Origin of the sequence: Streptomyces sp. NPDC003038 (assembly GCF_040611115.1) — a bacterium.
Classification (GTDB): domain Bacteria; phylum Actinomycetota; class Actinomycetes; order Streptomycetales; family Streptomycetaceae; genus Streptomyces.
The window spans coordinates 375056-401126 of the sequence record NZ_JBEXNN010000002.1 but is presented as its reverse complement, the minus strand read 5'-3'; the positions used below and the strand labels follow the sequence as shown (position 1 = coordinate 401126).

26 protein-coding genes, 1 tRNA gene and 1 pseudogene are annotated in these 26071 nt (G+C 71.1%); 13 read left to right on the top strand and 15 right to left on the bottom strand.

The features are described from left to right. Positions 1-7: 7 nt before the first annotated feature. The gene (locus tag ABZX75_RS04550) at positions 8-928 is read right to left on the bottom strand and encodes a nitrilase-related carbon-nitrogen hydrolase (RefSeq protein WP_355407723.1); all 921 of its coding nucleotides are present in this window, start codon (positions 926-928) and stop codon (positions 8-10) included. 136 nt (positions 929-1064) lie between these two features. On the opposite strand from ABZX75_RS04550, the gene ABZX75_RS04545 reads away from it, so the two are divergent. The 5 genes from ABZX75_RS04545 (at position 1065) to ABZX75_RS04525 (ending at position 5275) form a co-directional block, all read left to right on the top strand. After that, complete coding sequence (locus ABZX75_RS04545; protein ID WP_355407721.1) at positions 1065-1322, top strand: acyl carrier protein; 258 nt, start codon at positions 1065-1067, stop codon at positions 1320-1322. Next, positions 1319-2542: a beta-ketoacyl-[acyl-carrier-protein] synthase family protein gene (locus tag ABZX75_RS04540; RefSeq protein WP_355407719.1), complete on the top strand. Its 1224-nt coding sequence runs from the start codon at positions 1319-1321 to the stop codon at positions 2540-2542. Before ABZX75_RS04545 ends, ABZX75_RS04540 begins: the two co-directional genes overlap by 4 nt. Before the next feature lie 107 nt (positions 2543-2649). Continuing rightward, positions 2650-3528, top strand: a complete 879-nt coding sequence (locus ABZX75_RS04535; protein WP_355407717.1) for a thioesterase domain-containing protein — start codon at positions 2650-2652, stop codon at positions 3526-3528. Next, a complete protein-coding gene (locus tag ABZX75_RS04530; protein WP_355407715.1) occupies positions 3525-5135 on the top strand; it encodes an MFS transporter in 1611 nt (536 codons plus the stop codon). Before ABZX75_RS04535 ends, ABZX75_RS04530 begins: the two co-directional genes overlap by 4 nt. A gap of 66 nt (positions 5136-5201) precedes the next feature. Next, a tRNA-Met gene (locus tag ABZX75_RS04525) sits at positions 5202-5275 on the top strand. A gap of 110 nt (positions 5276-5385) precedes the next feature. Here ABZX75_RS04525 and ABZX75_RS04520 read toward each other — a convergent pair. Next, the gene (locus tag ABZX75_RS04520; RefSeq protein WP_355407713.1) at positions 5386-6444 is read right to left on the bottom strand and encodes a DNA-binding protein; all 1059 of its coding nucleotides are present in this window, start codon (positions 6442-6444) and stop codon (positions 5386-5388) included. Positions 6445-6535: 91 nt separating this feature from the next. On the opposite strand from ABZX75_RS04520, the gene ABZX75_RS04515 reads away from it, so the two are divergent. Beyond that, positions 6536-7579, top strand: a complete 1044-nt coding sequence (locus tag ABZX75_RS04515) for a substrate-binding domain-containing protein (protein WP_355407711.1) — start codon at positions 6536-6538, stop codon at positions 7577-7579. Here ABZX75_RS04515 and ABZX75_RS04510 read toward each other — a convergent pair. From ABZX75_RS04510 to ABZX75_RS04475, 8 genes are all read right to left on the bottom strand, one after another. After that, positions 7563-8273: a sulfite exporter TauE/SafE family protein gene (locus ABZX75_RS04510; RefSeq protein WP_355407710.1), complete on the bottom strand. Its 711-nt coding sequence runs from the start codon at positions 8271-8273 to the stop codon at positions 7563-7565. The two genes, ABZX75_RS04515 and ABZX75_RS04510, sit on opposite strands and share 17 nt — an antisense overlap. After that, entirely contained in the window at positions 8270-9670 is a 1401-nt protein-coding gene (locus ABZX75_RS04505) for an amidohydrolase family protein (protein ID WP_355407708.1), read from the bottom strand. Before ABZX75_RS04505 ends, ABZX75_RS04510 begins: the two co-directional genes overlap by 4 nt. Next, positions 9667-11052 (bottom strand): uracil-xanthine permease family protein, encoded by a 1386-nt coding sequence (locus ABZX75_RS04500; RefSeq protein WP_355407707.1) that lies wholly within the window; start codon positions 11050-11052, stop codon positions 9667-9669. Before ABZX75_RS04500 ends, ABZX75_RS04505 begins: the two co-directional genes overlap by 4 nt. Before the next feature lie 485 nt (positions 11053-11537). Then, a complete protein-coding gene (locus tag ABZX75_RS04495) occupies positions 11538-12542 on the bottom strand; it encodes an alpha/beta hydrolase (RefSeq protein ID WP_355407705.1) in 1005 nt (334 codons plus the stop codon). Between the two features lie 282 nt (positions 12543-12824). Beyond that, positions 12825-13142 carry a DUF3618 domain-containing protein gene (locus ABZX75_RS04490; protein WP_355407703.1) on the bottom strand — a complete coding sequence of 106 codons (318 nt, stop codon included), beginning with the start codon at positions 13140-13142 and terminating at the stop codon, positions 12825-12827. Positions 13143-13589: 447 nt separating this feature from the next. Beyond that, positions 13590-14519, bottom strand: a complete 930-nt coding sequence (locus ABZX75_RS04485) for a CehA/McbA family metallohydrolase (RefSeq protein WP_355407701.1) — start codon at positions 14517-14519, stop codon at positions 13590-13592. A 290-nt stretch (positions 14520-14809) separates the two neighbouring features. Continuing rightward, a complete protein-coding gene (locus ABZX75_RS04480) occupies positions 14810-15052 on the bottom strand; it encodes a hypothetical protein (RefSeq protein ID WP_355407699.1) in 243 nt (80 codons plus the stop codon). A gap of 348 nt (positions 15053-15400) precedes the next feature. Next, a complete protein-coding gene (locus ABZX75_RS04475; RefSeq protein WP_355407697.1) occupies positions 15401-16243 on the bottom strand; it encodes an IS5 family transposase in 843 nt (280 codons plus the stop codon). A gap of 552 nt (positions 16244-16795) precedes the next feature. Here ABZX75_RS04475 and ABZX75_RS04470 point away from each other — a divergent pair. Next, a complete protein-coding gene (locus ABZX75_RS04470; RefSeq protein ID WP_355407695.1) occupies positions 16796-17047 on the top strand; it encodes a DUF6296 family protein in 252 nt (83 codons plus the stop codon). A gap of 180 nt (positions 17048-17227) precedes the next feature. Further along, a complete protein-coding gene (locus ABZX75_RS04465) occupies positions 17228-17683 on the top strand; it encodes an SRPBCC family protein (protein ID WP_355407693.1) in 456 nt (151 codons plus the stop codon). A gap of 302 nt (positions 17684-17985) precedes the next feature. On the opposite strand, the gene ppk2 is transcribed toward ABZX75_RS04465, so the two are convergent. Beyond that, entirely contained in the window at positions 17986-18963 is a 978-nt protein-coding gene (ppk2, locus tag ABZX75_RS04460) for a polyphosphate kinase 2 (RefSeq protein ID WP_355407691.1), read from the bottom strand. Positions 18964-19174: 211 nt separating this feature from the next. Between ppk2 and ABZX75_RS04455 the strand changes: the two genes are divergently transcribed. Together ABZX75_RS04455 and ABZX75_RS04450 are read left to right on the top strand one after the other, a co-directional pair. Further along, the gene (locus ABZX75_RS04455; protein WP_355407689.1) at positions 19175-19405 is read left to right on the top strand and encodes a DUF6479 family protein; all 231 of its coding nucleotides are present in this window, start codon (positions 19175-19177) and stop codon (positions 19403-19405) included. A 606-nt stretch (positions 19406-20011) separates the two neighbouring features. Further along, positions 20012-20509: a C40 family peptidase gene (locus tag ABZX75_RS04450; RefSeq protein WP_355407687.1), complete on the top strand. Its 498-nt coding sequence runs from the start codon at positions 20012-20014 to the stop codon at positions 20507-20509. A gap of 7 nt (positions 20510-20516) precedes the next feature. Here ABZX75_RS04450 and ABZX75_RS04445 read toward each other — a convergent pair whose 3' ends face one another. Further along, positions 20517-21602 carry a phosphodiester glycosidase family protein gene (locus tag ABZX75_RS04445; protein ID WP_355407685.1) on the bottom strand — a complete coding sequence of 362 codons (1086 nt, stop codon included), beginning with the start codon at positions 21600-21602 and terminating at the stop codon, positions 20517-20519. Between the two features lie 316 nt (positions 21603-21918). Continuing rightward, entirely contained in the window at positions 21919-22080 is a 162-nt protein-coding gene (locus ABZX75_RS04440; RefSeq protein ID WP_355407948.1) for a carbohydrate-binding protein, read from the bottom strand. 154 nt (positions 22081-22234) lie between these two features. Here ABZX75_RS04440 and ABZX75_RS04435 point away from each other — a divergent pair, with 154 nt between their 5' ends. Beyond that, positions 22235-22969 (top strand): tyrosine-protein phosphatase, encoded by a 735-nt coding sequence (locus ABZX75_RS04435; protein WP_355407683.1) that lies wholly within the window; start codon positions 22235-22237, stop codon positions 22967-22969. A 28-nt stretch (positions 22970-22997) separates the two neighbouring features. On the opposite strand, the gene ABZX75_RS04430 is transcribed toward ABZX75_RS04435, so the two are convergent. After that, the gene (locus ABZX75_RS04430) at positions 22998-24434 is read right to left on the bottom strand and encodes an AMP-binding protein (protein WP_355407681.1); all 1437 of its coding nucleotides are present in this window, start codon (positions 24432-24434) and stop codon (positions 22998-23000) included. Positions 24435-24627: 193 nt separating this feature from the next. On the opposite strand from ABZX75_RS04430, the gene ABZX75_RS04425 reads away from it, so the two are divergent. Beyond that, the gene (locus ABZX75_RS04425) at positions 24628-25098 is read left to right on the top strand and encodes a GNAT family N-acetyltransferase (RefSeq protein WP_355407679.1); all 471 of its coding nucleotides are present in this window, start codon (positions 24628-24630) and stop codon (positions 25096-25098) included. A gap of 64 nt (positions 25099-25162) precedes the next feature. Here ABZX75_RS04425 and ABZX75_RS04420 read toward each other — a convergent pair. Continuing rightward, a pseudogene (locus ABZX75_RS04420) lies at positions 25163-25401 on the bottom strand (hypothetical protein). 57 nt (positions 25402-25458) lie between these two features. Between ABZX75_RS04420 and ABZX75_RS04415 the strand changes: the two are divergent. Beyond that, on the top strand, positions 25459-26004 hold the full coding sequence (locus ABZX75_RS04415; RefSeq protein WP_355407677.1) for a flavoprotein: 546 nt from the start codon (positions 25459-25461) through the stop codon (positions 26002-26004). Positions 26005-26071: the final 67 nt, after the last annotated feature.

Genomic DNA, 26071 nt, shown 5'->3' with positions numbered 1-26071 from the left:
GCCGGCGTCACCGCACCACACTGTCCTTGATCCGCTCGTCGACGTGCAGGGTGAACACGTCCGGCCGTGCGTAATGGCCCGTCACGTCGAAATCGAAACGGGCGCGGACCAGCTCACCGAGGTCGAGCTCGGCGGTGAGAACGCCTTCTGCGCCCCTCAGCGGTCCGGCCAGAACCTCGCCGAGCGGCGAGACGATGGTGCTGCCCCCGTTGATGAGTACGGTCTCCGGTTCCTCGCCCTGGATGGGATGTACATCGGCGGGCACGTCGGCCCGGCACAGATACTGGGCGGCGCTCAGCACGAAGCAGCGGCCTTCGAGCGCCACGTGCCGCACGGTGGCCTGCCAGGTCTCCCTGTCGTCCACCGTCGGCGCGCACCAGATGTCCACGCCCTTGGCGTACATGGCGGTGCGGAAGAGGGGCATGTAGTTCTCCCAGCAGATGGCGGCGCCCAGCCGGGCCGAACCCGTGTCGATCACCGGCATCGTGGAGCCGTCACCGAAACCCCAGATGAGCCGTTCGGCGCTGGTGGGCATCAGCTTGCGGTGCTTGCCCAGCAGGCCGCCCGGGCCGAAGAACAGGGCGACGCAATGCAGGGTTCTGCCACTTCGCTCGATCGCTCCGACGACCAGGTCGCAGCGTAGATCCGCCGCCAGCGCGGCTAGCGCGTCCGTCTCGGGCCCGGGCACGTCGATCGCCGCATCCCAGTACCGGCGGAATTCCTCGCGCCCGGCCGCGGAACGCGAACCGACCGTCACTCCGAAGTCCAGACCCTTCGGGTAGCCGCCCAAGAACGCCTCGGGCAGCACGATGACCCCAGCGCCCTGCCGCGCCGCGTCACTGATCAAGTCCTGGGCCTTCGTGAGGGTCCGGGGGGTGTCGAAGAGAGAGGAGCCGGCCTGTACGACAGCAGCTGTCACGTACGTCATATCAGAACTGTACGAACCGGACGGGCGAGTCGCTCGGAAGCCGACAGGACAGCGGCGGGGGCCGGCGGGGTGAACGGGGGCGGGTACCGCGTGGCGCAGGGTTCCTGCCGTATCCGAGAAACCATAATGGGCGGCTATGGCAGAAATGTACGAGATTCTCGTCGACCATCTGACCGAGCACTTCAGCGTCCCCGGCGACGAGTTGAACCCCGACATCACCTTCACCGAAGTCGGCCTCGACTCCCTCGCCCTGTTGGAACTGGTGACCATTCTCGAGGACCGGTACGACGTACGCATCGTCGACCGCGAGGACCTCCCGCGCCCCGACACCTCTCTCGGCGATCTCGCCGCATGGTTCGAAAGCACCGTCGGGGCGGGTCGGACCAGCCGGTGAAGCCGGACGACGTCGCCGTCACCGGAATCGGCCTCATCACCCCCGCGGGGACCGGCGCCGAGGAGAACTGGGCCACGCTCCTGCGGGGGGAATCCACCGCCCGGACCGAACCGGCCATGGCCGGCATGCCGGTTGACTTCGCCTGCGCCGTTCCCGGCTTCGATCCCCGTCAGGCGGTCGGCCGCACCGCATGGCGCATGGACCGCTTCGTCCAGATGGCCGTAGCCGCCGCCCGCCAGGCAGTGGCCGATGCCGCCCTGGACCCCGGGACCTGGGACGCTCCTCGCGTCGGCGTCGTCATCGGTGTCGGGTCCACCAGCATGGAGACGTGGATGACGGAGTCCGCGAAGGTCCACGCCGGTCGCCCCGCGGCGGTATCCCCGCTGGCCATTCCGCGCAGTGTGCCCAATATGGCGGCCGGCGAGATCGCCATCGATCTCGGCGCGCAGGGGCCCAACCTCGCCACCTGCACGGCCTGCGCCTCCGGTGCCACCGCTCTGGGCACGGCCATGGCCCTTCTGCGCAGCAATGCCTGCGACATCGTGCTGGCCGGCGGCAGCGAAGCCCCCCGCGCGTGCCCAGTCACCGCTCTGTGTTTCTCCCGCATGACCGCGCTGTCCACCCGTACGCAGGACCCCGCGGGGGCCTCACGTCCCTTCGACGCCGACCGCGACGGCTTCGTCCTGGGCGAGGGCGCCGGTGTCCTCGTGCTCGAACGCGCCCGGCACGCCCGCGCGCGTCGCGCCCCGGTCCGCGCCCACCTCGCCGGCTACGGAGCCTCTGCCGACGCCTACCAGCCCACCGCCCCCGAGCCGGGCGGCCGCGGACTGGAAGCGGCGATGCGCGCCGCGCTCCACGACGCGGGCCTCGATGCGGCCGACATCGACCACGTCAACGCCCACGCCACCTCCACGCAGCTCAACGACCTGATCGAGGCCACCGCCCTGGGCCGCGTCTTCAAGAGCCCCCCGCCGGTCACGGCCAGCAAGAGCATCATCGGCCACGCCATCGGCGGCGCGGGCGCCATCGAAGCCGCCTTCAGCGTGCTGGCCCTGGAACACCAGGTGATCCCGCCGACCGCGAACCTGGAGCGCCAGGACCCGCGTATCGATCTCGACGTCGTCACGAAGGTTCCCCGCGCCCGGCAGATGCGGGCCGTTCTGAGCAACTCCCTGGGCTTCGGCGGCCAGAACGCCGTTTTGGTCATCACCACCCCCTGATCGCCGCCGCACCGCCCCACGGCAACCCGGCACCGACCAGGACGGTCCACGACCGGCCACCACCGGCCAGGGCCCAGCGCTGCCAACCGTCGAAAGAAGTGATTCCCATGCCAGTCGCCCCGCCGCCCGCCGCCGGGGACCTCCCGCCGCTGAGCAGCCTCGAACGCGTCGTCCTGCGCGCCCGCCCCGACGCGGACCTGCGCCTGTACTGCCTGCCGCCCGCCGGCGCCGGGCCGGAATTCTTCCACTCCTGGCAGAGACTCCTGCCTCCCAGCGTCGAACCGTGCTCCGTGAGCCTGCCCGGACGCGGTCCCCGTAGCGGTGAGCCGTCCGTGACCGACTCCGTCCAGTTCGCCGCCCGCCTCGCTCATATCCTCGACGATCCCGGTGACCCGCGGCCCTACGCGGTCTTCGGCCACAGCTGCGGCGCCCTGCTGGCCTTCGAGGCCGTCCGCCGGCTGCGGGGCAGCTCCGGGCGCATGCCGTTCCTGCTGGCGCTCTCCTCCATGGCGGCACCCCACCTGGGCACGTACGCCACTGCCTTGCCCTGCCGGCTCATCGCCGGCCTGGACGGCCTCACCGACCTCGTCGGGCCCGTCCCCGAGCAACTCCTCGAGAATCACCAACTCCTGGCCGCCGCTTGTACCCCTGTCCTCGCGGACCTCCTCCTGCTCCTCCAGCACCACCACCGCGACGAACCGCCCTTGGACGTCCCCCTGGCCCTGTACGGCGGGCAGGACGACCCCGTCACCGACCCCGACGCCCTGACGGCATGGAACGACCTGGTCACCCGCCCCGCCACCCCTCACTACTTCCCCGGCGGCCACATGTATCCCACGGCGCAGGCCCCGGCACTCGTCGGCCGGCTCCTGGACGACCTCTCGGCCGCCATCCGTGACACCGCCACTCCTGACCCCGCCACCCTTGACCCGGCCACTCCTGACACACCGAACGGCGGCCGTCTCCTCGCCTTCGCCCGGCCATGAGCAGTCTCGCTCCCGTCGCGCCGGGCCCCGGTCCCCCTCGCCTTCACCGCGCCGGTGCGGCGGCAGCCGTCTGTCTGGGCCTGTTCATCCTGGGTCTCGACCTGACCGTCCTCAACGTCGCCGTCCCCGACCTCCAGAGCGATCTCGCCCCCACCACCGCGCAGGTGCAGTGGACCGTCGACGCCTACGCACTCGTCCTGGGTGGCACCGTCCTGGCCCTGGGAGCGTTCACCGACCGGTGGGGCCGCCGCCGCTCCTTCCTGTGCGGCCTGGCCGTGTGCGCCGCCGCCTCCACCGCCGGCGCCCTGGCCACCACTCCGGGCCAAGTGATCACCGCACGCTGCGTCATGGGCGCCGGGGCGGCACTGCTCATGCCCGCCACCCTCGCCGTGCTCCACCACCTCTACCCCGAACCCGCCTTGCGCCGCCGGGCCATCTCCGCGTGGGCCGCCATCGGCGGCCTCGGCGGCCTGAGCGGGCCCGTCGTCGGCGGCTGGCTGGTCGAGCACTTCTCCTGGCGCGCCGGATTCTGGATCAACCTGCCCCTGGCCGCCGTGGCCATGACCCTCGCCCTCGCGCTCGTACCCGAATCCCGCTCGACACAGCGCTCGACGTTCGACCTGCCGGGCGCCGCCCTGTCGGCCGGCAGTCTGCTGTCTCTGGTGTGGGCCGTCACCGAGAGTCCTCACCGCGGCTGGACCAGCGGCGCGACCCTGACCGCCTTCGCTGCCGCGGCCCTCCTCCTGGCCGCCTTCCTCACCCGGCAGCGACGCATCCCCCATCCCATGCTGCCACCGGCCCTCCTGCGCCGGCCCGGCGTGGGCACGGGCGCGGCAGCCCTCGCCCTGATGTCGTTCGCCATGTTCGGCGCCTTGTTCGTCCTGACCCTCTACCTACAGGGGGTCCTCGGGTACAGCCCGCTCCAGGCCGGCGTGCGGACCCTTCCCCTGCCCGGCGGACTCGCCGTCGGCGCGGTGGCGGCGGTCCCCCTCGCCGCCCGGCTCGGGCACAAGCCGCCCATCGTCGGCGGTCTCACCGTCATCACCGCCGGCTTCGTCGTCCTGGCGGGTACCGGCCCGGACTCCGCCTACCCCCGCAACGCCGTCTTCCAGCTCATCGTCGGCTTCGGGGCAGGCCTGGTGGCCGCCGCGGCCACGGACCTGGTGATGGGCGCCGTCCCCCAGGACCGCGCGGGCCTGGGTTCGGCCGTCAACGACGCCACCCGCCAAATCGGATCCGCCCTCGGCGTCGCCGTCCAGGGCTCCGTCCTGGCGGCCGTCTTCACCTCACACCTCACCGACTCCCTGACCCGCGCACACGCCCCCGCCCACCTCATCGGCATCGTGGGCCACAGTGGCCTGAGCGCCCCCGCCCGGGCGGGCGAAGTCCCCGAGGCGGTACGCCCCCTCGTAGTGAGCGCCGCCCGCGAAGCCTTCACCGACGCCATGACGGTCACCGCTTTCACCGCCGGGGCCGTCACCGCGCTCACCGCCGCAGCCCTGTTCCGCTACCTCCCCGACCGCTCCCCGCGGGCGATGCCGCCGGACCGCGAAGCGGTCGGCACCGGCCATGCGGCACGATCGCGTGCGACGGGACCGGGGAGGTGACTGCCGCCTCGCCTCCGGGGTCTGGTGAGTACTGGTCCCGTGGTGCCGTAGGGTGGGGTTCACCGACGCGGGGTGGAGCAGCTCGGTAGCTCGCTGGGCTCATAACCCAGAGGTCGCAGGTTCAAATCCTGTCCCCGCTACTGCCTGGAAGGGCCCGGATCCTGCTGGATCCGGGCCCTTCCGCCATGCGTATCGCTCTCGACTCCCGGCGCCTCGCGCGTCGGTGAGGAGGGACGTTCGCCATCATCCCTCAGCGATCCGTCCGGCTGGTGCCGCGCAGCAGCCGGGCGAGGTGCTGGGCGGTGTCGCGGGTGCGCCGCGGCACGCGGTGGCCGTGCCGGACAAGGCGGGTCGCGTGGCCGACCGCGCGTAGTGCGCGCACGGAGCCGACCGCCGGTACGGTGCCCATCAGCGCCGACATCACCGTGTCGGCCTCGCGCCAGTCACCGGCCTGGGCCAGGACCCGGGCGAGCTCGGCGTCGAACAGCACGCGGTAGGCGGGCCCGTCGTCGTCGGCGTGTGCCGCGCGGTGGAGGAGTTCGGCTGCCACGTCCAGCTCCCCCAGCGCAGCTCGCGCGAGACCGTGGTGGCCGTCGAGTTCCTGCCGGTCGAACCACCAGGCCCAGGCGGGGTCCCGGACCGTGGGGCGATCGGCGAGCAGCTCGGCGGCGGTGCGCAGCGCCCGTAGAGTCTCCGGCCCACGACCCAGGCGGGCAAGGGCGCGCCCGGCCCGTACTTGGAAGATCGCCTTCACGCGGCCGGGAAGCTCTTCACGGGCCAGGACGGACGAGGCGATCCGCAGCGAGGCAGCGGGCCGGCCGAGGTGCTCCTCCTGCATGCAGAGGACGGCCAGGATCAACGGTTCGACAGCGGACGGCCCGCCCCGACCACCACGGGCGAGCTCCAGTGCGCGGTGGTTGAGGCGCTGCGAGGTAGCGTGCCGCTCGGCATCGAAGGTGATCCAGGCGGCGACCTGGAACAGCTCCGCGAGCGCGGCCCGCTCCCCATCGCCGAAGTCGCCGTCGCATCGCACTCCGCAGCACCGGCCGACCGTGCGGACGGCCTCCAGAGCCGCTCCGACCGCCCCCTGTGCCCCGACGGTCACGTCGAGCGCGACGAGCCTCTCCGTCACGGCCGCCACCTCGATCGCCGACAGCTCCGGCACGTCCCGCCCCCTGTACTCGAAACCCACCCGCTGGTCGCTCCCCAGCATGGCACCGCTCGGCAACTGCGCGCGGGGGAGCCGCGGCCGCCTGTCCGCGAGGTCTTCCCACTCGTACTCCGAATCCCCGGCCAGCGGCGACAGCACCCTCTCGAAGGGGGGTTGGACTCGGCCGCCGTTCCGGTCGGGGAAGATAGGGGGGTCCCCCGTCCTCAGCAGGTGAGGAGCGTCCGCGCAGATGCCCACTTCCGGTTTCGGCTCAAGGCCACCCACGATCGCCGATGTCGCACGTGTCGCCGGGGTGTCGCGCACGACGGTCTCGCACGCCCTCAACGGGCTCGGCAAGGTGGACCCCCGGACGCGGGAGCGCATCAAGCAGGTCGCCGCCGAGCTCGGCTACCGGCCCAACCTGCGGGCCCAGCGGCTGCGGCGCGGGCAGGCCAAGGCCATCGCCCTCGCCTCGTCCATGCCGTTCGCGGTGGCCGGAGGGCCGTCCCGGCTCGGCTTCTACATGGAGATCGCCGCCGCTGCCGCCGAGAGCGCCCTGCTGCACGACTACGCGCTCGTGCTCGTACCGCCCGTGCAGTCCGGTTCGGGGCTGCACTCCGTCGACATCGACGGGGCCATCGTCGTCGAGCCGGATGTGAACGACGCGGCGGCGGCCCATCTGAAGGAACGCGGGCTGCCGTACGTGGCGCTCGGCAGGCCCGTCTCGCCGGACGAGAGCGCTCCGTACGTCGATCTGCGCGGCGGGCACGTCGCCGAACTGCTCCTCGCCCACCTGCACGAGCAGGGCGCCCGCCGGCCGGCGCTGATCATCGGATCCGGCGCACGGCATTCGTCGGTCGACGCGCGCGCCGCGTACGAGCGCATCGCGCAGGAGCGCGGCTGGGCGCCGATCGTGGCGACCGCGCCCGAGTCGGGTGGCGAGCAGGTGGGCTACGAGCGCTGTGCGGCGCTGCTCGCCGAGCATCCCGGGATCGACGCGGTCTGTGCGCTGGTGGACGCCTTCGCCGTGGGTGCGGTCCGGGCGATCCAGGACAGCGGGCGCGCCGTGCCGCAGGACGTCATGGTCGTCACCCGGTACGACGGACTGCGCGCCCGCACGTGCGAGCCGCCCCTCACGGCCGTCGACCTTCATCTGGACCGGGCGGCCGCGGACGCGGTCGAGCTGCTGCTGGCGCGGCTGCGCGGCGACGTGACCACCGGTGCGGTGGTCACGTCGCCCGAGCCGCGGGTGATCGCGCGGGCCTCGTCGCTGAGGGTCACAACCCGAGGATGAGAACCAGCCCGGAGACCAGCGCGAACACGAGTACGAACAGACGCATGCGGCGCGCGTCCATCCGGTGGTGCACCAGGCGGCTCGCCCACGCTCCGGCGGCGATCGCCGGGAGCAGCGCGATCGCCCAGCCCAGATCCCCGGTTTGCCCCTCCCCCGTCGCGAACAGCAGTGTCAGCGAAGCCACTTCGCCGATGAGGAAGCAGGCGGCGACGGTGGAACGCAGCTCGGCCGGCGGCCGGTGCTGGTAGACCAGCGCCAGCGGCGGGCCGCCGATACCGGTCGCGGTCTCCGTCAGCCCGGTCACCGCACCCGCGGCGACATAGGCGACCCGGCCGGGGGTGAACGCGGGCGCGGCCAGACTCACGCCCGCCGCCAGGACGGTGGCGATGCCCACGAACAGACCGAGGCTGCGGTCCGGGATCAGCCAGAGCAGCGCCAGTCCGCCGGGGGTGGCGGCGAGCCGCGCCCCGGTGATCCAGCCCGCGCCGCGCAGATCGAGCGAGGCGCGCTCGCGCCAGGCGACGTACAGATTGAGCGGGATCATCGACGCCAGGACGAACACCGGGAGCAGGCCGGGATCGAGGATCCCGGCGACGGGTGCGACGATCAGGGCGAAACCGAGCCCACTGCTGCCCTGGACGAATGCGGCGACGGCCACCGTGACGGCCAGGATCGTCAGTGTCTCGGGGCTCATGGTGCGGTGCTCCGCTCACGTGCCACCGTGGAGGTGGGGTGCACCCGGACGATCGGCGCTCCTTCCACGGCGGCACGGGCCATTTCGGCCGCCTGCCGTACGAGCGCGGGGCCGTCCCAGGCGGTCGGCCGGCCGCACCACAGGCGCATGCGGCCGCCGACGAACACGGCGGTGATCTGGTCGCGGTTGCCGCGTCGTACCAGTTCCCAGGGCAGGTCCCAGGAGAGTGCGAGTTCGGGGTTGGTGACGTCGACGAGGAGGAAGTCGGCGGCCAGGCCCTCGGCGACGGTGCCGGTGCGGGCGCCGAGGCCGACGGCGTCGGCGCCGCCGCGCGTGGCGTGCTCGAGCCAGGTCCAACCGGCGCCGCACGACGAGTCGCCGGTGGCCAGGCCGTACGCGAGCCGCTGCGCGAACTCGGCCGCTTCGGCGAGCCGGAACCCGTCGCCGCGGGTACCGTCGGTGCCGAGTCCGAAGCGGATGCCGCGTTCCGCCATGGCGGTGGCCGGGGCGACGGCGTTGCCCTTCCAGGCACTGGCGACGGGGTTGTAGCTGACGGCGGTCCCGGTATCGGCGAGCAGGGTCAGCTCGCGGGGCGTGAGCAAGGTGGCATGCGCGGCGAGCAGTTGTGGGCCGAGCGCCCCGACGTGCTCCAGGTACTCGAGCGGGCGCAGGCCGTGGCGTACCAGGGAGCGCTCGACACCGGCCAGGTGCTCGTTGACGTGGATCTGTACGGTGGCCCCGGCCTCCGCGGCGAGGCGGGCGGTGCGTCGCAGGGTCGCGGCGGTGGCCGCCTCGGGTATGGAGACGGCAAGGGAGGGATGGACCAGCGCGTTTCCGTCGTACCGGGCGAGGTGCTTCTCCGCGGCTTCGAGGGCGGAGGGCGTGCCGGGGGCGTCGTCGTTCGCGGCGTCGTCGCAGACGCGCCCGAGAACGCAGCGGATTCCGGCATCGCGGGCGGCGGAGGCGACGACATCCACGTCCACGTCCGCGCGGGTGCCGGCGTCGGTGACGGTGGTGAATCCGCCGCGCAGTGCCTCGTAGGCCGCCAACTTCGCTGCGACGTAGGCCGATTCCTCGTCCAGCGCGCCCTCCAGCGGCACCCACACCCGCCGGAAGATCTCCGACGGTTCCCCGAAGGCGAGGGCGGAGCCGAAGCTCTGCGTGAGGTGGTGGTGGGCGTCGACGAAGCCGGGCATCAGGAGGTGGCCGGGCAGCCGTACGGGATCGAGGTGCGGATGGGTGCGCTGGAGTTCCGCTGCGGGGCCCACGGCGCGGAACGAGCCGTCGGCCACGACGACCGCGAAGCCTTCGGCGGGGCCTTCGGGCAGCAGTACGGCATCCGGTACGAGCAGGAGTGGACCGGGGCTGTCCAGGAGGTCGCGGGTGAGCTGGTTCATCGGTCGCTTTCCGTGCGGTGGGTGGTCAGGCGGGCGGCGATGCCCGGTCTGACGTGGTGGAAGAGGATGTTGAGGACGGCGGCGACGAACGCGCCGACGGCGACGCCGCTTTCGAGGAGGATGCGGATGTTCGGCGAGAAGCCGGCGTAGACACCCGGGATGAGGATGGGCAGCAGGCCGAGGGCGAGGGCGACGGCGCAGATGAAGGTGCTGGTGTGCTTGTCGAGGTCCGAGCGGCCGAGCATCTGCACCCCGAGTACGGTGATCACGGCGAAGACCACCATGGCCGTGCCGCCGATGACCGCGGACGGGATGACGCTGATCGCTCGGGTTACGGGCGCGAGGAATCCGATGACGATGAGGACCACTCCGGCCGCGGCGGTGACGAAGCGGCTGCGCACGCCGGTGACGCGGACGATGCCGATGTTCTCGCCGCTCGTCACCATCAGCGGCAGTCCGAAGAAGCCGCCGAAGAGGGAGGTGAGAGCGTCGCCGCGGACGGTCTTGGGTACGTCGGTGCGCTGGTCGATCTCCTTGCCGACGGCCTCGGCGTTGATGACGGTCTGCCCGGTGGCCTCCGCCATGGAGGCGAGGCTGTAGAGCATCAGCGGCAGCGCGGCGACGAGGTTGAACTCGGGCGAGCCGAACGGCAGCAGTTGCGGCACGCTGACCAGACCGCCTTCGGTGGCGCGGCCGAAGTCGATGGTGCCCAGCACTGCCGCCAGGGCGGTGCCGGCGAGCAGGCCGAGCATGACGGCGAGCTGGCGCAGGACGCCGGTGAAGAGCAGGTAGAAGACGACGGTGAACCCGATCGTCGCCATGCCGAGCGCGAGGTTGGTGGTGTCGGCGAATCCCGGCTGGCCGGGACGGCCGGTGACGAGGACGGCGCCGACCTTCACCAGGTTGACGCCCACGATGACGATCATCGTGCCGATGACGAGGGCCGGGAAGAAGGCGAGCAGCCGCGAGAAGACGGGTAGGACGACGAAGTAGAAGACGGCGGTGAGGATGACCGCGCCGGTGGCCGTGCGCAGGCCGTGCTGCTCGGCGATGGCGATGAAGAGGATGAGCGGCGCGCCGCCCGGCAGCATCACGAACGGCAGCCGTGGCCCGAACTTCCACGGCCCGAGCGACTGGATCAGGGATCCGACGCCGGAGAGCACGAAGGCCGCGGAGAGCAGGTTGACGGTCAGACCGGGGTCGAGGCGCAGGGTGGCGCTCATCAGGAAGATCGCCGAGATCGGGGTGGCGGCCATGACGAGGACGTGCTGGATTCCGAAGAGGATGATCCTGCCGAGGGGGCGGGACTCGTCGACGGGGTGGGTGGGCTCGGGTGCCGGTGGCTGTTCCGTACCGGGCAGGGTCTGGCGGGGACTGGACACGCTTGAGCTCCGTTCGGCGTTCGGCATGCTCGGGTTTCAGCCGCGATCCGGCCCTGGACGGAGAGCCAAATCGATTTGGCCAAATCGATTTGGCCGTCAGTATGTGAGGGCGAGTCACAGCCGTCAAGGGCTGCGGCGGAGGCCGGCGCGCGAACGGGCACCGCGCGAGCGATAAGCATGGCGGCTACTGGGGAGTTCGAGCCGGGCCGGCCGCTGCCGCCTCTCGCGCTCGCGCAGGCGGCGGCGAGTTCGGAGCGTTCTCGGTCAGCGGCTGCGGCTGCGGCTGCGGCTGCGGCTGCGGCTGCGGCAACGGTCCAGCGGGGAACGGCAACGGCAGCGGCCCAGCGGGGAATGAGGATGGGGGCGCGAGGTAGGCGCCGCTGGTAGACGGGTGGTTCGAGGAGTTCGGCCCGCGGTGGTGGGCGACGGCGGCGATGGGGACACACCTGCTCCCCGGTCGGGCCCTGCCCGACGATCCCCTGCCCTCAGCGGCACATCCGCGCCACGAGCTCCAGTTCGTCCGCCCACACGGCAACGTCCCGCGGACCGATGTGCGGCGCGGCCAGCGACCGTACGCGGAAGCGGTTGCGCGGCGTGGTCTCATCCGCCTCGCGGATCATCAGGTCCTGCAGCGCCGACGGAATCGAGCGGTCTTCGGTGAACCGCAGGTACGTACGCGGCACTCGCCCCCACCTGTCCGGGAGCCCCCGGGCATCACCGGTCGCGATCGCCGCCGACTCGTCCGGCTCCAGAATGTTGAGGAGCGCGCGCACCTCGGCGTCCGGCCAGTCACTGGCCAGCGCTTCCTTCGCCGCAGCGAAGAAGGCGGGGTCGCCCGAGCGCCAGTTGACGCGGCTGACCCCGAGTTCCGGCGGCGTCTTCACGCCGGGTATCCAGTACAGGGCGCTGGAGGACGCCTCCGGGGTCATCATGAGCTGCAGCACCGAGCCGTGCCGCGTCGGGCAGAACGCGGAGGCGTACACCAAGTGGGACAGCAGCTCCGGCACTTGATTGGCGACCGCGTTCACCGTCGCCCCGCCCAGGCTCTGCCCGACCAGGATCACCGGGCCGTCGCGGTACGCCGCCCGCACCACACCCACGACATGCGCCGCGAAGTCCGCCAGCGTCACCTCGGCGATCGGCGACGGCTCGGTGCGCAGCCGTTCCAGGTCTTGCGGGGCCTGGTAGGAGACCGGGAAGTACGCGCCGGGCCCGTGCCCGGGCAGGTCGACCGCGATCGCCCGGTGACCGCGCAGGCCGAGCTCGCGCAAGGTGGCGGACCAGCTGTAGGAGTTGCTCCCCGAGCCGTGAACGAGGACGAAGGTGGGCGCGCCGCGCCGCCGCCCGTCCGCGTGCGCGACGGAGGCTCCGGTCCCCACCGCGGCGACCGCCCCCGCCCCGGCCACTGCCGCCTTCAGGACCCCGCGCCGCGACTGCCCGCCGGTGCCGACGAGGCCACTCATATCGCTCCTGCCGCTCATGTTACTCATGCGTCCGACTCTAGGGGCGGACGCACGCGTGATCGATCGATTTCGGCCAGCCCCTCCCCGCTCAACGGTCTGGACGTTTGCTAACTGACACTGCGGACGGGCCGGGCACTGCCCGTAAGGCGAGCGGTGGTTCCACACATCTGTTGCGGAGACCGGTCCCCCCTCGTGTTCAAGTGCGCCTGTGGCCGCTCCTCTCCATGCCGGTGTTGACTCCCTCTGCGTCGAGCGCCCTGATGACGGCCGAGAGCCTGACTTTCGTCGGTTTCAGCTTCTTCGATGCCTTCAGCAGCGCCGCCGACTGCGGCGAATGAGCAGGAAGGCTACGAGTGCGATACCCGCTGCCAGCAGCGGGGTCCGGTTGGCCCGCGCCGTGGTCGCCGCCTTGGCGGCCATCTCGCGGACCTGGGCGGTGACCTGTACGGCCTTCTCGCCGGCCTGCTCCTTGACGGCGGCGGTCTTCTCCTGGGCGCGGGCAGTGACGTCGACTTTGGCCGCCAGTGCCTCGACGGCCTGGGTGAGTTCGGCGCGGGTGTGCTCGATCTGCTCTCGCAGCTGCTCGGGAGTGGGAGAGGACTCGTTGCCGTCGGAGTGCTTGGTCATCGGTGTGGTTTCTCCTTGATCGCGGCCAGGTGCGCCTTGACGCGGTCGCTGGTGCGCTCGGGTGCGGGCAGTCGGCCTTGACGATCTACTCCTTGACGGGAGCAGGTTGTGATCATCGCGCGGCAGTGGGCTCCACATCCGCCGCCAAGCTGGTGCCCTACGCCAGACGGCGCAAAGAAGACCGCGTGGGCGGGTACCGGCGACCGCCGGGCCGGACGGCCGTGGACGGGGCCGGCTCGCCGTTGTGCGACGAGGGGCCCTCAGCGGCGGACGCGGACCCTATGGACCGTCGCACGCATGGTGGCGGAGCGGTGTCCGGACCCGCGAAGGGGCTTCGGCCGGTGCGCGGGGGCGGTAGGCGCCGGCTCCGTGCCCCGCCGTCGGAGGCGGCCTGGGCAGCGGACGCGGCGGCCCCCTCGTCCTTCGGGCCTCCGCAGGCGGTGAGCGTCAGGCTGAGGGCGGCGGCGACTGCGGCGGCGGTCCCAGGTGGATCGGGTTGCTCCAGGCGCGTTCGCCGGTTGCGTCCTCGACGGTGACGCGGCAGTGTCCGTCCCCGAACATCGCAACCGGCAGGGAACATTCCGTCAACCCCTCGCCCTCTCTCACCTGCGTACCCGGGGCGCCTCCGGTGATCAGCACTTTGCGCACCGGCGAGCAGCGCACCGTGATCAGACCGTCATGGACCTGGACGTCGTACAGCTCGGGGCCGGTGCTCGCGTAGTAGTGGCCCGCTTTGAGGGCCGCGAGGAGCGCCTCGGGGTCGAGGGATTCGGCGCGTACCTGGACCCAGGCCGCGCAGCCCGGCGGGTCCTGGGGCTGGAAGTGCGCGTCGTCGGCGGCGTAGGCGCTCAGCCTGCGGCCCCGGTTGAGCAGGACATCGGTCAGGTGCCAGCTGTCGCCCCGCTCCTCGCGGGCCGAGAGGGCGTTGTAGACCTCGACGGCGTGGGCCGCGTCCAGGCTTTCGGCATCGGCCTCGGTGAGCAGTGAAGCCGCGGGGTGGGCCATGCCGATGAACGCGCTCGCGGCACGGGCCCGGCGAGCCAGTTCCGGTCCGCTCTCGCCGGGCTCGGGAGGCGGGAAGCCGAGCGGCAGCCCCACGGCAAGGATGTGCCACTCCGAAGAGAACTCGGTGCGCGGGGCATGCAGCTCGGCGCCCAGCAGTGTGGTGAATTCCGGGGTGCGCAGGTGCTGGGTGTCCGTCAGGGGGAATCCGTACGCGGCCTTGAAGTGATCGGTGATGGCCAGAAAGTCGTACCCGGCTTCCCGGTAGAGGAGCGCGACCTTTTCGGGTGGCAGCGCCCCGTCGGACCGATCGGAATGCGTGTGCAGATTCCCCCGCCAGAAGCGGCCGGGCCGGTTGAACGGCAGGTCCCTCACGAGCGTCCCTCCGAACTGCGTTTCTGCTTCGGTAAGTTGCGCCAAGCCTAAAAGAGCGTTTTGTCCAGGCAGGGGTGTTTGGTAAAGGGTCTTCTGACCTGCTCGGGGGCAGGCTGATCTGGCCGTCCCCGTGCTGGGCGGGCACCCGCGTGTACAGGCTCGTAGGCGGACAGCTCAGTGGCGAAGCCCCGCCTGGACGTGGCGGCGCCTCAGTGAGACCGCACGCCGATTCGGACCGGGGCGTCTCGGGTGTTCCGTGGCCCCGACGCCCCGGCTGGGTGCCGGTTGCTTCAGCCCCGCCAGGCTTCTTCCACCGCTTCGCTGAGCCGGCGGCGTGTCAGCCAGGGGCTCAGCAGTGCAAGGCGGGCGACCACGTGTCTCAGCCAGTCACGGTCACCGAGCCGGTGCGCCTCGTCCGCGGCGACGACCTGCGACAGCACTTCCTCTAGGAGGAAGGTGTCGAGGAGCCGGTACGCGCGCGCGTGCCGGTCAAAGGTCAGCTTGCGGTCCTCGTAGGGGTGGCGGAGTGTCATGTCGAGGTGACCAGCGCCACGCCCCCTGAAGGGACCGGGCAGGTTGCCGACCATCCCCAGCAGCGAGTACTGCCCATGTGTCGGGTACCCGCGCCCGATGTAGACCCTGACCCCGAGCATGATCCTGGACCACGGGATCAACTCGCCCTCCCCGTCGTGCCCCTGCCGGTACAGACCCTCTACACGGAATTCGAGCCAGGATCCGCCAGGGCGGCGAGAATCTCCAACTACCCAGTGTTCGTCAATCAGTTCCAGCGGCCCCAGGGCCGTGTGTGTATCCCCCATGGGTTCATTTGATCACATGGCGCCCAGGCGGGCACGGGGCGCGTGGACGGTGACGCCTGCTGATCAGGCGTCGCGCCAGTTCGAGGTGGATTCCCGGGTGAGTCGTCTGCTCATGAGGTCGATCATCGCTAGGTGGATCACGGCCTCGGAGCGGCCCGGGTGGGTTTCGTAGTCCCGGGTGAGGCGGCGGTGGTGCATGAACCAGCCGGAAGTCCGCTCGACGACCCACCTTCGCGGGATCACCTTGAAGCCCTTCTGTCCTGGCTCGCGGCGTGTGACTTCGACGTCGATGCCGAGTGTGGCGCCGTATTCGATGGCCTTGGTGCGGTAGCCGGTGTCTGCCCATGCCTTGGTGACGCGGGGGTGAACCTTCGCGATGCGGGAGAGCAGGTGGATGCCGCCGGTGTTGTCGGAGACGCTGGCCGCGGTGACCCAGACAGCCAGGAGCAGGCCGAGGGTGTCGACGCCGATGTGGCGTTTACGGCCGGCGATCTTCTTGCCGGCGTCGATCCTCTGACCGGCGGCCGGAACGTTGGCGGAGGTCTTGACGCTCTGCGCGTCGAGGACGCACGCACTCGGTTCGGCGTCCCGGCCCTCGGCCTCCCTCACGAGGCGGCGGAGGAGGCCGTTGAGCTGGTCGAACATGCCGTCTTTCTGCCAGGCGGCGAAGTACCCGTAGACCGTCTCCCACGGAGCGAAGTCATGCGGCAGGTACCGCCACGGGATCCCCGTACGGTCGACATAGAGGACCGCGTCCATGATCCGCCGCAGGTCATGCTCCGGTGGCCGTCCGATGTCCAGGCCCTTCCCTCTCCGCTCGGCCCGCCAGGCCGACAGAATGGGCTCAAGCAGTTCCCATCGGGCATCGGACAGGTCGCTCGGATACGGCCGCTGTCTTTGGCGCATGTTTCGGTAGTACCGCTGGCCGCCACTTCGCCACAGGGCGCAAACCGGGGGTGAGTAGGGGCGCCTTGGGATCAGACAGGAGCGAAAGGACTGAAACGGACCCTCGCGAGTAGCCATCCGTCTCACTCATCACAGCGGGTTCAACCAACCTCAGCTGTCACATCCCAGCCCACTACCCATATTGCAAGCAAACGCCTCAACAGGGATAAAACGCCCTTTGAGAGACTCCGGGGCGAGGCGGCTCGCGGCTCCCCCACTGCCGACCCACCACTGCCGGCCACCGACTGCCGTCTACACACCGCCGGCTCTGCCCGGACAGGACCGCGTCGAGCGCAACGGCCCGGAGCCGGGGCCGAACGCGAACTCGAACGCCCCTCTGCGACCTGGGCGAACGGACGCCTTCCCCAGCGTTCCAGTTGACCCACTCGGGCCTCCGCGTCCCCCGGTCGGACCCCCGTACCGCGTGGTGCGGCATGTCATCGCCGCGCATGGCGCACGTTGATACGCAGTCGGCTGCGCACGCCGCGCGGCGGCGGGACCTGGAGGTACGTGGTGAGCGACGACCGCGAGGATCGCTACGAGCTGGTGTTCGAGAGTGGTGAGTCCGAGTCCGGGACGGCAGCCGGGGACACCGTCATCGTCTTTCGCACCGCACAGACAGGTCCGGGCGGCCATCCCGTCTACGCCGATGACACCGGGATCGTCCGTGCCGAGATCAGCGATCAAGGTGAGGTGCGGATGTTGGCCTCGGGAGGTCAACAGGCCCTGACGCACCCTCTGGAAGTCCGCCGCCCCGCGCCCTGATCGGCGGCGTTCCCGCAGGGCCTGTACGTCCCGCCCCGCCGTCCATGCGGCGTACGCACGTCCGTTCGGGGCTGTTCACCCGGCAGTGGTATCCACGAGTCCGCGGGACGGGGCATGAATGACGGCGGCCTTCGCGGATAGGAGCGCGAAGGCAAGTACGTCGACAAGGAGGCACACAACATGTCGCAGGTCGAGGAATCCATCGAGGTCAACGTCCCCATCCGTACCGCCTACAACCAGTGGACCCAGTTCGAGTCCTTCCCCGCGTTCATGGACGGGGTGGAGCGGATCGAGCAGCTCACCGACACCCTCACCCGCTGGCACACCAAGATCGCGGGTGCCGATCGCACGTTCGACGCGAAGATCACGCAGCAGATCCCCGACGAGCGCATCGCCTGGACGACCGTGGGCGGTGAGACCGAGCAGGGCGGTGTCGTGACCTTCCACCGCTTGGACGAGAACACCACCAAGATCATGCTCCAGCTTGACTACGACCCCGAAGGCTTCGTCGAGAACGTCGGCGACAAGCTCGGCATGGTCAAGCACCGGATCGCCGGCGACCTCAAGCGGTTCAAGGAGTTCATTGAGGGCCCGCGCGCCGGCAGCGAGACCGGCGCCTGGCGCGGCGAGATCTGACCCTCCCGCCCGGTGAGCGGCGGCGCCGGCCCCGACGTCACGCCGCCCGTCGCTCACCTCGTGCGGGTGAGAGACGGGCAGGCACTGACCGGCGGCGCCAGGACGGCAGAGCCTTCAACCGGGCGCTGGGGGGAGCGTTACGCCCCCCCCCCAGCGCCCGGCCGCCGTCCAGGGCCCGGGCCAGCGCCCCAGGTAAAGCTCAGCAGGTAAAGCAGCTCAGTAGGTAAAGCTCAGCCGACTGAAGGCCGCCCCCGGACAGCCGACCGGGGGCCGCCGTCAGTCGGCTGACGCCAGCCGAGCCGTCACCTCCCGGTCCCGGCCGGGGGGTGCTCTCCCGGCCCGGCCGAGCCCGGGGCAAGCGGAGTGGGTGACAGGTCCGTGGTTTCCTCCCCGGGCTCCAGCAGGGTGTCGGCGGCGCCCACGATCAGCGGGTCGGGCCGGCCCACCGCGTCGGGGTCCTTGAGTTCGTAGTCCAGACGCCACAGCAGGTGCCGCATCGCTTCGAGGCGGGCGCGGCGCTTGTCGTTGCTCTTGACGACCGTCCAGGGTGCATGCGAGGTATCCGTCGCGCGGAACATGGCCACCTTGGCCTCGGTGTAGTCGTCCCACAGGTCGAGGGAGGCCACATCGGTGGGGGAGAGCTTCCACTGGCGTACCGGATCCACCTGGCGGATGGCGAAGCGCGTGCGCTGTTCGGACCGGGAGACGGAGAACCAGAACTTGATCAGGTCGATGCCGTCCTCCACCAGCATGCTCTCGAAGAGCGGGCACTGGTGCAGGAACAGCGAGTACTCCTCCTCCGTACAGAACCCCATCACCTTCTCCACGCCCGCGCGGTTGTACCAGGACCGGTCGAAGAAGACGATCTCCCCGCGCGAGGGGAGGTGGGCGACGTAGCGCTGGAAGTACCACTGACCGGCCTCCCGCTCTGTGGGCTTGTCCAGGGCCACGACACGTGCGCCGCGAGGGTTGAGGCGCTCGGTGAACCGCTGGATCGTGCCGCCCTTGCCCGCCGCGTCCCTGCCCTCACAGATCACGATGACCCGGGCCCCGGTCTCCTTGACCCACCGCTGCAGCTTGAGCATCTCGATCTGCAGGATGCGCTTGGCCCGCTCGTACTCGCCCCGTCGCACCTTCCGCTCGTACGGGTAGTTCTCCCGCCAGGTACGGATCGGCGCCCCGCCCGCGTCGAGCAGGACCGGCTGCTCCGGCCTGCTGGAGTCCACGCTCAGCCCGTCCAGCAGCTTTTCCTGCAGCTCATCCGCGGCGTCACCACTCACCCCGCACACACTCCCTCCGGGCAGTCCTCTCCGGTCCCCTGCCCCCCAGACCTCGGTCCATGCCAGAGCCCAGGCCAAGATCCCGGGCTCGGCAGGCGCCCCGGGTATGGGTCGACGCGGGACCATCCCGAGGTCCGCGCCCACCGCCACCGCGGCGGCGCCCACACCGGTCCGAACGGATGATCGCCGGGATCACGGGTAGGCGCTTCGCATGATCCCTTCCACCGTCCTCGCCGCATCCGAGTCCGAAACCGCGCCACTGCTGCTCATCCTGGTGGGCGTGGCCGTCGCCGCGCTCTTGCTGGGCGCCTTCTGGTGGGGAAGCCGCCGCGTCGCCCGCCGCCGCCGTCCTTCCGCTACGCCGCAGGAAGCCCCTCAGCCTCGGCAGAACTCCTGGCAGACGCCCCAGGACGACCCGGAACTGGGCAACCCTCACCCCTGACGCAGGAGCAGGAGCACACACCCACTCACTCCTGCACACGCTGCGCAGGTCCGGCCCGCACCCGAGTTCGAGCCGGGATTTCCTCGCCGGTTCCGGTGCCCCGCGGAGGTCGCGGGGCACCGGCGCGCGTTCGGGGCGACCGACTCCGGCCAACCGGTACGGCGGTGACCGGAAACCAGCCCACCGCGCCCCGTACACAGCGCTGACCGGCCGTGATAGCGCAGCCCAATCGACGCTCCACAGCCCCTGATCGGCCGCTCACCAGCGTTTTCCGCCAACTTCCCACTTCACCAGGCTTGCAGGCTCGGCGAAAGCAAAGGCGCGGCATTCCCCCGGTGTGTCGGGCCCCCATCTCCAGGACCCGGTACGGAGATCGCCGGTAAAAACAGATCGATCCTCCGAAGAAGGTCCGATACCAGCGGAGATCGGCATGCGCACTGACGACGGGAAACGAATTTTTTACGGAACCGAGACAAGCTTTACCCGTGTCCGAGACGGCAATCGGGGCTCGGCACAGAAGACTGGTCGGCTGTCACAGGCCAAGCGGAAAGGACCCCTCTCAAGAACCCGGCCGACTGTCTTGTATCCGAATGCGGAGGTATCACGATGTCCCACTCCATCACGGACTCCCGCAAGGCCCCACACCGCCAACCAGCCGTTCGCCCCCCTCTGAGAGCCTACGCGTACATCCTCTTGCCGTTCCTGGCCGTGGCCACCGCTTCCGCCACTGCCGCCCCCGCCTACGCAGTTGCGCCGTACAGCAGCAAAGCTCTGGCCGTGGCCGCTTCCAAGGAGGGTTCGCCCTATGCGCGGGGCGCCACCGGACCCAAGCGGTTCGACTGCTCAGGGCTGACGCTGTACGCGTTCCGCAAAGCGGGCCGAAAGCTTCCCCGGACCGCCGAGCAGCAGTACAGACAGACGCGCCGTATCCCGTCCGTTCACAGGGCGTTGGGAGATCTCGTGTTCTTCCCTCGGGGCTCGACCGTGGGCCACGTGGGCATCTACGCCGGCCACAACAAGATCTGGCACGCCCCCCGACCGGGCACCACCGTCCGGCTGGAAAGGATCTGGACCGGAAACGTGCGGTACGGACGCGCGACGTGAGGATGGTTCAGCGGGAGAAGATGGCGATTCCGTTCGGGACGTCTCGCTCCTGATTCCTGGCCAGGTGATTGCGGACATCGACCCCGCCGCTCTCCGCATCACGTGTCACGAGCGTCGACGAGCCCCCTCCGTCCATGTAGAGGGCCTCGGCACAGCCCAACGACGCCATCAGCGTGGCGAGTTCGTGGTGGGTCAACCCGCTGGACGTCCCCTCGCGGCCGTCTGTGGCCACGAGGTACACGGTGTTCCCCCCGTCCGCGATACCGATGGCCGTGCGGGGCTCCGCCGTGCGCCTGTCCAGGCCCGCCACCGGCCGGTGGCCGCGCAGCACGAAATGGGCGCCCAGCGCGAAGCGGAACGGTACCGATGTAGTGGAGGCAAGCCCGTAGGACACGTGCGCTGACTGGCCCGGGAGGAGCCGGCGCAGCGCCTGGGCGCCCGCTTCGCGGCCGAGGAGAACCTGCGTATCGGCGTCGATGGCGCCGGTGCCCGGTGTGCTGGAGCCGGAGACGACGAGGCCGTCGCGGATGGTCACCTCGTAGGCGTCGGCCGTGCAGGGGGCCGCCCGGCTGCTATCGCTGCCGCACACTGCCCGAGCTCGCGAAGCGGTACCCCACTGCGAGGTGAACACGCCGACCGAACCCACAGGGAGCGCGTACTGGTTGAGGCCGCCGAGAGGGATCTCGCCCCGCCCGGTGTGGACGTGGCCCTCCATGGTCAGGCGTGCCGTGCGTGCCTTGCCGTCCCGGCCGACACCGACCACGTTCTCGACGCTGTCACCGGGTGGTGGCGTCCGTCCGAACCGCTGACCGTGAGGCACCGCCGCCTTCAACGGCCGGCCGCCCACCATGGCTGGGCCGGACGGGGCACCCGTGACGGGAACTCCCGGGTGCTGGGTCTCGGCGATGTGGAAGAAGTCCCCGTTGACCGCGGCCACCGCACCCTGGTCTCGGGCCATCTTCGACACCGGGGCCCGGTCGGCGACCGCCCCCGGATAGAGCAGACCGGCCCCCGCCCCCCGAAGGTCGGCCTTCACCACGTGCAGCCGGGCGTCGCCGCGCGAGGTGGCGACCGTGAAGCCCCGGTAAGACACACCCGGGGCCACCCGCTCGCCAGCCTCAGCCGAGCCGGAGCCCGCACCCGAGAATGTGCCCGAGACCGAGAATGAGCCCGAGACCGAGCCCGGCCGTCCCGCCGCCACACTGACAACCGTCAGAACGACCACCAACCCGAGACGCAGAAATCTCTTCACCGCGCCATCCTGCGCGGTAAGCGGCACGTGACCGCCTCCGCCGCGCGGGACCGTCACGCCGGTGGCCGAGGCATGGACTTTCCCGGCGGCCGAACTCGCCCGCCGTGTCCACGTGGAGGGGTCGGTTTACGACGCGCTCACCATCACCGCTCGGAGGCTAGCCCGTGTAGGCCTGCCACGTCTTGACCGTCGTCTTCGGATTGCTTGCGGAATTGGACTTGTGCGCCACCAGGCAGCGGTATTGCTTGCCCAAATGAACGACACGCTCATTCTCCGAGTACTGCCGATTGACTTTCCATTCCGAGAATCCCGCTGCCATCCGACGACGCCTTTCTTCCAGCCGGCTCACTGCCGACGCGCTTGAATCATCGCACTCTTCGCTCACGGTGCGTTCACGCGCCCGAAGGGCATTCCTCTCCGAGGGGGCGGGGTCCGGGCCGGGGCCGAGGGCGGGCCGGACGTAGGGTGCCGTGGTGAACAGACACATAGCCTTCGAGCGACTGCACAACTTCCGCGATCTGGGCGGCTACACGACGCGAGACGGTCGTGCCGTGCGGTGGGGCCGGCTGTACCGCTCCGACTCACTGGGCAAGTTGCGCGGCGGGGACTGGGAGCGGTTTCTGGGGCTGGGCCTGCGGACCGTCATCGACCTGCGGTATCCCTGGGAGATCGACGCGAAGGGCCGGGTCCCTGAGCACCCGTCACTCGCCTACCACAACCTCAGCGTCGAGCACCGGCCCTACGATCAGGCAGGCCTCGGACCGGAGGTCGATACGGGGCCCTTCCTCGCCGCGCGGTACGGGGAAGTCGCCCACGACGGGGTCGAAGAACTACGGCGGGCGCTCGAGGTGATCGCCGGCCGGAACGGCCCGGCGGTCTTCCACTGCGCGTCCGGGAAGGACCGTACCGGGCTGCTGGCCGCACTGGTCCTGAACTTGCTGGGGGTGCCGGAGCAGGACATCGTCGAGGACTTCGCCCTCACCGGGCTCGCCACCGAGCGGCTCCTCGCGGACTGGCGCGCCGAGCATCCGGGCCAGGTGCCCGTCTGGCCCGGGTACGGGCGGGCGCCCGCCGAGGTGATGCGCCTGTTCCTCGCGGATCTGAGGCAGGCGTACGGGTCCGTCCGCGGCTACGCGACGGATGTGCTGGGAGTCGACGACGGGATGGTCGCCGCCCTGCGGGAGAACCTCCTCGAACCCGTTCGGTGACCCCGCGGGCAGGGACCCGCCCCGGCCGTCAGGCCCGCTCCTCGAAAGCCTCCGTCAGCAGCAGCTTCTTCTGCGGCTTGCCCATGGCGTTGCGGGGCACCGCCGAGACGAAGCGGACCTCGCGCGGGCGTTTGTGCGCGGAGAGGTGGGCGGCGACGAAGTCGGTGAGTTCGGCGGCCGTGACCCCGTCGGCGACGACGAAGGCGACGATCCGCTGGCCGAGGTCCGTGTCCGGGACGCCGACGACGGCCGCCTCGCGCACCTTGGGGTGGTCCAGCAGCGCGTTCTCGATCTCGCCCGCGCCGATCCGGTAGCCGCCCGACTTGATCATGTCGATGGAGGCGCGGCCCACGATCCGGTGGACTCCGTCCGCCTCGTCCACGGCCGCGATGTCTCCCGTACGGAACCAGCCGTCCTCGGTGTACGCGGCCGCGGTGGCCTCGGGCCGGCCGAGGTACCCCGAGAACAACGTCGGGCCGGTGAGCTGGAGTTCTCCGATCTCGGCGCCCGGTTCCGCGGCGATGCGCGTACGGATGCCCGGGAGCGGGGTGCCGACCGTACCGGGCCGCACCTCTGCGCCCGCGCGGCCGCTGACCGTGATCAGCGTCTCGGTCATTCCGTACCGCTCCACGGGCCGCAGACCGGTCAGCCGCTCCAGGTCCCGGAAGACCGGGGCGGGCAGGGCGGCGCTCCCCGAGACCAGCAGCCGGGCCCCGGACAGCGCGGCGGCGGCCTCCGGCGCGGCGGCGATCCGGGACCACACGGTCGGCACCCCGAAGTACAGGCTTCCGCGCGCCTCCGCATAGGCCGCGGGGGTCGGCCGCCCGGTGTGGAGGAGGCGGCTGCCGGTGCGCAGGGCCCCGAGTACGCCGAGGACGAGCCCGTGCACGTGGAACAGCGGCAGCCCGTGGACGAGGGTGTCCTCGGCGCTCCACTGCCAGGCTTCGGCGAGCGCGTCCAGGTCGGCGGCGATCGCCGCGCCGGTCAGGACCACCCCCTTGGGCGGGCCCGTGGTCCCGGAGGTGTACAGCACGAGCGCCGGATCGTCGGACGCACCGCCCGGCCGGAAGCAGGAGGGGGAGGAGGAGGCTGCGTCAACGGCGCGCCCGGCGGGGGCTGCGGGGGCAGAGGCGACGGATGCGGCGGATGCGGCGGAGCCGGACGAGCGCCGGGTGAAGTCCACGTCGAGGAGCACCGCCCCGGAGTCCCGCAGAATGTGCTCCCGCTCGGCAGGCCCGGCGTCGGGCGGCAGCGGGACGACGGGCACCCCGGCCAGCAGTCCCCCGACGACGGCCGCGACGGTCTGCAGGGTGGCCGTCGCGTTCACCGCGAAGGCCGGGGCTCCGGTCACCTCTGCGGCCACCGCGCGGGCCGCGCCCAGCAGTTCCTCGTACGAAGCGGTGCGGCCGGCGACGGTTACGGCGTCTTTCCGGTCCCCGTAGGCGCCGGTGAGTGCGGTCAGCATGTCGGCAACTCCCCTTCGGGCGTGGGTGGCGGGACGGATGAACGGGTGACCTGTCGGCCACGGCGCCAGCCAGCCTACGCGTGTGCGGCGGCCGGGCTCCGCTGAACCTTCCCCACCGGGGGAAGCCGCGTGGCTCGAAGGCCGCGTGAAGCGACCGGAGGCCCGCCGCGGCTCCGCGGACTAGGCTGACGCCATGATCACCTCAGAACCCCGTCTGGAACCGGTCACCGAACAGAACTTCGAAGCGGTGTGCGCCATACGGGTACACCCCGACCAGGCGCATCTCGTCTCCCCCGTGGTCAAGTCCCTGGCCGAGGCCTATGTCCACGGGGAAGCCGCCTGGCCACGCGCCATCGTCGACGGCGACGAGGTGGTCGGCTTCGTCATGGCCTTCCTCGACATCGCCTGGGCTCCGGACCTCGACCCCGCGGACATCCGCTCCGGCATCTGGCGCCTGAACATCTCCGCCGCCCACCAGGGCAAGGGCTACGGCCGCTTCGCGGTCCAGGCCGTCACCACCGAGCTCCGCCGCCGGGGCGCCACCCGCGCGTACGTCACCTGGGAGCCGGGCCCTGGCACCCCGGAGCCGTTCTACCTGGGTCTCGGCTTCCGCATCACCGGCGAGGTGAGCGGCGGCCAGGCCGTCGGCGAACTGGCGCTCTAGTCTCCTCTCCGGACCGAAACGAGCCCGGCCAAGACCATCCGGGCTGCCCGAGGAACCACCCCCGCTACGCGGAATCGACCCGCACCTCGGTGTTCTGGCAAGCCGTCAGCAACCAGCGCCCGTCCTCGCCCCGGGTCATCACGTACAGCGGCGCACCCCCGCGAGGAAGCCCTCCGCGTCCTTGGCCCTTTGCGTGCGCTCGACGGCGGCCACGACCTGTGCGATCGCCTCGACGGCGGCGGCCTCGGCCTCGGTCCGGGCTTCGGTGTCCACGTCGGATTCGGTGTTCGTGAACGTGTTCATGGCCGATCGTGCACCCTCAAGCGCGGTCGAGGTCAAGCAATATGATCACATGGCGGTATGACAAGGACGCTCTACCTGTTCTGCTCCGCCGCCCCGCCCGTCTTCGACGTGGCCCATGTGATCGAGGACGCCCAGGCCCGCGGCTGGGACGTCTGTCTGGGTCTCACCCCCACCGCGGCTCACTGGGTGGCCGGGAGCCTGGAAGGGCTGGCAGCCCTCACCGGCCACCCGGTCCGCTGGCAGTACAAGCTCCCCGGGGAGGCCGATCTATGGCCGCCGGCCGATGCCCTGCTCTTCGCCCCGGCCACCTTCAACTCGCTCAACGCCTGGGCCCTCGGCCTCACCGACCGCTTCACCGTCGGCGTCGCCGCCGAGGCGACCGGCAAGGGAACCCCGGTCGTCGCCATGCCGTGCACCAATGCCGCTCTCGCCGCGCACCCCCAGTTCGACCAGTCCCTGGCCGTCCTGCGCGCCGCCGGAGTGGAGCTCCTCTACGGCGAGGGCGGCTTCACCCCCGGCCCGGCGGGCCCGGACGAGCCGCCGCACTTCCCGTGGACGGCCGCCCTGGACGCCGTGGACCGCGCGGGCACGGCCCAAGCCTGAAGGAGCCGGGAGGAGTACGGCACCACTCCCCCGAGAGACGGACGGACGGACGGCGGCCCCGATCGCC

Bases quoted from the DNA above. Each gene is read 5' to 3' on its own strand.
- ABZX75_RS04550 (WP_355407723.1), bottom strand. From the start codon at position 928: ATGACGTACGTGACAGCTGCTGTCGTACAGGCCGGCTCCTCTCTCTTC.
- ABZX75_RS04545 (WP_355407721.1), top strand. From the start codon at position 1,065: ATGGCAGAAATGTACGAGATTCTCGTCGACCATCTGACCGAGCACTTC.
- ABZX75_RS04535 (WP_355407717.1), top strand. From the start codon at position 2,650: ATGCCAGTCGCCCCGCCGCCCGCCGCCGGGGACCTCCCGCCGCTGAGC.
- ABZX75_RS04530 (WP_355407715.1), top strand. From the start codon at position 3,525: ATGAGCAGTCTCGCTCCCGTCGCGCCGGGCCCCGGTCCCCCTCGCCTT.
- ABZX75_RS04515 (WP_355407711.1), top strand. From the start codon at position 6,536: ATGCCCACTTCCGGTTTCGGCTCAAGGCCACCCACGATCGCCGATGTC.
- ABZX75_RS04510 (WP_355407710.1), bottom strand. From the start codon at position 8,273: ATGAGCCCCGAGACACTGACGATCCTGGCCGTCACGGTGGCCGTCGCC.
- ABZX75_RS04505 (WP_355407708.1), bottom strand. From the start codon at position 9,670: ATGAACCAGCTCACCCGCGACCTCCTGGACAGCCCCGGTCCACTCCTG.
- ABZX75_RS04495 (WP_355407705.1), bottom strand. From the start codon at position 12,542: ATGAGTAACATGAGCGGCAGGAGCGATATGAGTGGCCTCGTCGGCACC.
- ABZX75_RS04490 (WP_355407703.1), bottom strand. From the start codon at position 13,142: ATGACCAAGCACTCCGACGGCAACGAGTCCTCTCCCACTCCCGAGCAG.
- ABZX75_RS04480 (WP_355407699.1), bottom strand. From the start codon at position 15,052: ATGACACTCCGCCACCCCTACGAGGACCGCAAGCTGACCTTTGACCGG.
- ABZX75_RS04475 (WP_355407697.1), bottom strand. From the start codon at position 16,243: ATGCGCCAAAGACAGCGGCCGTATCCGAGCGACCTGTCCGATGCCCGA.
- ABZX75_RS04465 (WP_355407693.1), top strand. From the start codon at position 17,228: ATGTCGCAGGTCGAGGAATCCATCGAGGTCAACGTCCCCATCCGTACC.
- ABZX75_RS04455 (WP_355407689.1), top strand. From the start codon at position 19,175: ATGATCCCTTCCACCGTCCTCGCCGCATCCGAGTCCGAAACCGCGCCA.
- ABZX75_RS04450 (WP_355407687.1), top strand. From the start codon at position 20,012: ATGTCCCACTCCATCACGGACTCCCGCAAGGCCCCACACCGCCAACCA.
- ABZX75_RS04440 (WP_355407948.1), bottom strand. From the start codon at position 22,080: ATGGCAGCGGGATTCTCGGAATGGAAAGTCAATCGGCAGTACTCGGAG.
- ABZX75_RS04430 (WP_355407681.1), bottom strand. From the start codon at position 24,434: ATGCTGACCGCACTCACCGGCGCCTACGGGGACCGGAAAGACGCCGTA.
- ABZX75_RS04425 (WP_355407679.1), top strand. From the start codon at position 24,628: ATGATCACCTCAGAACCCCGTCTGGAACCGGTCACCGAACAGAACTTC.
- ABZX75_RS04415 (WP_355407677.1), top strand. From the start codon at position 25,459: ATGACAAGGACGCTCTACCTGTTCTGCTCCGCCGCCCCGCCCGTCTTC.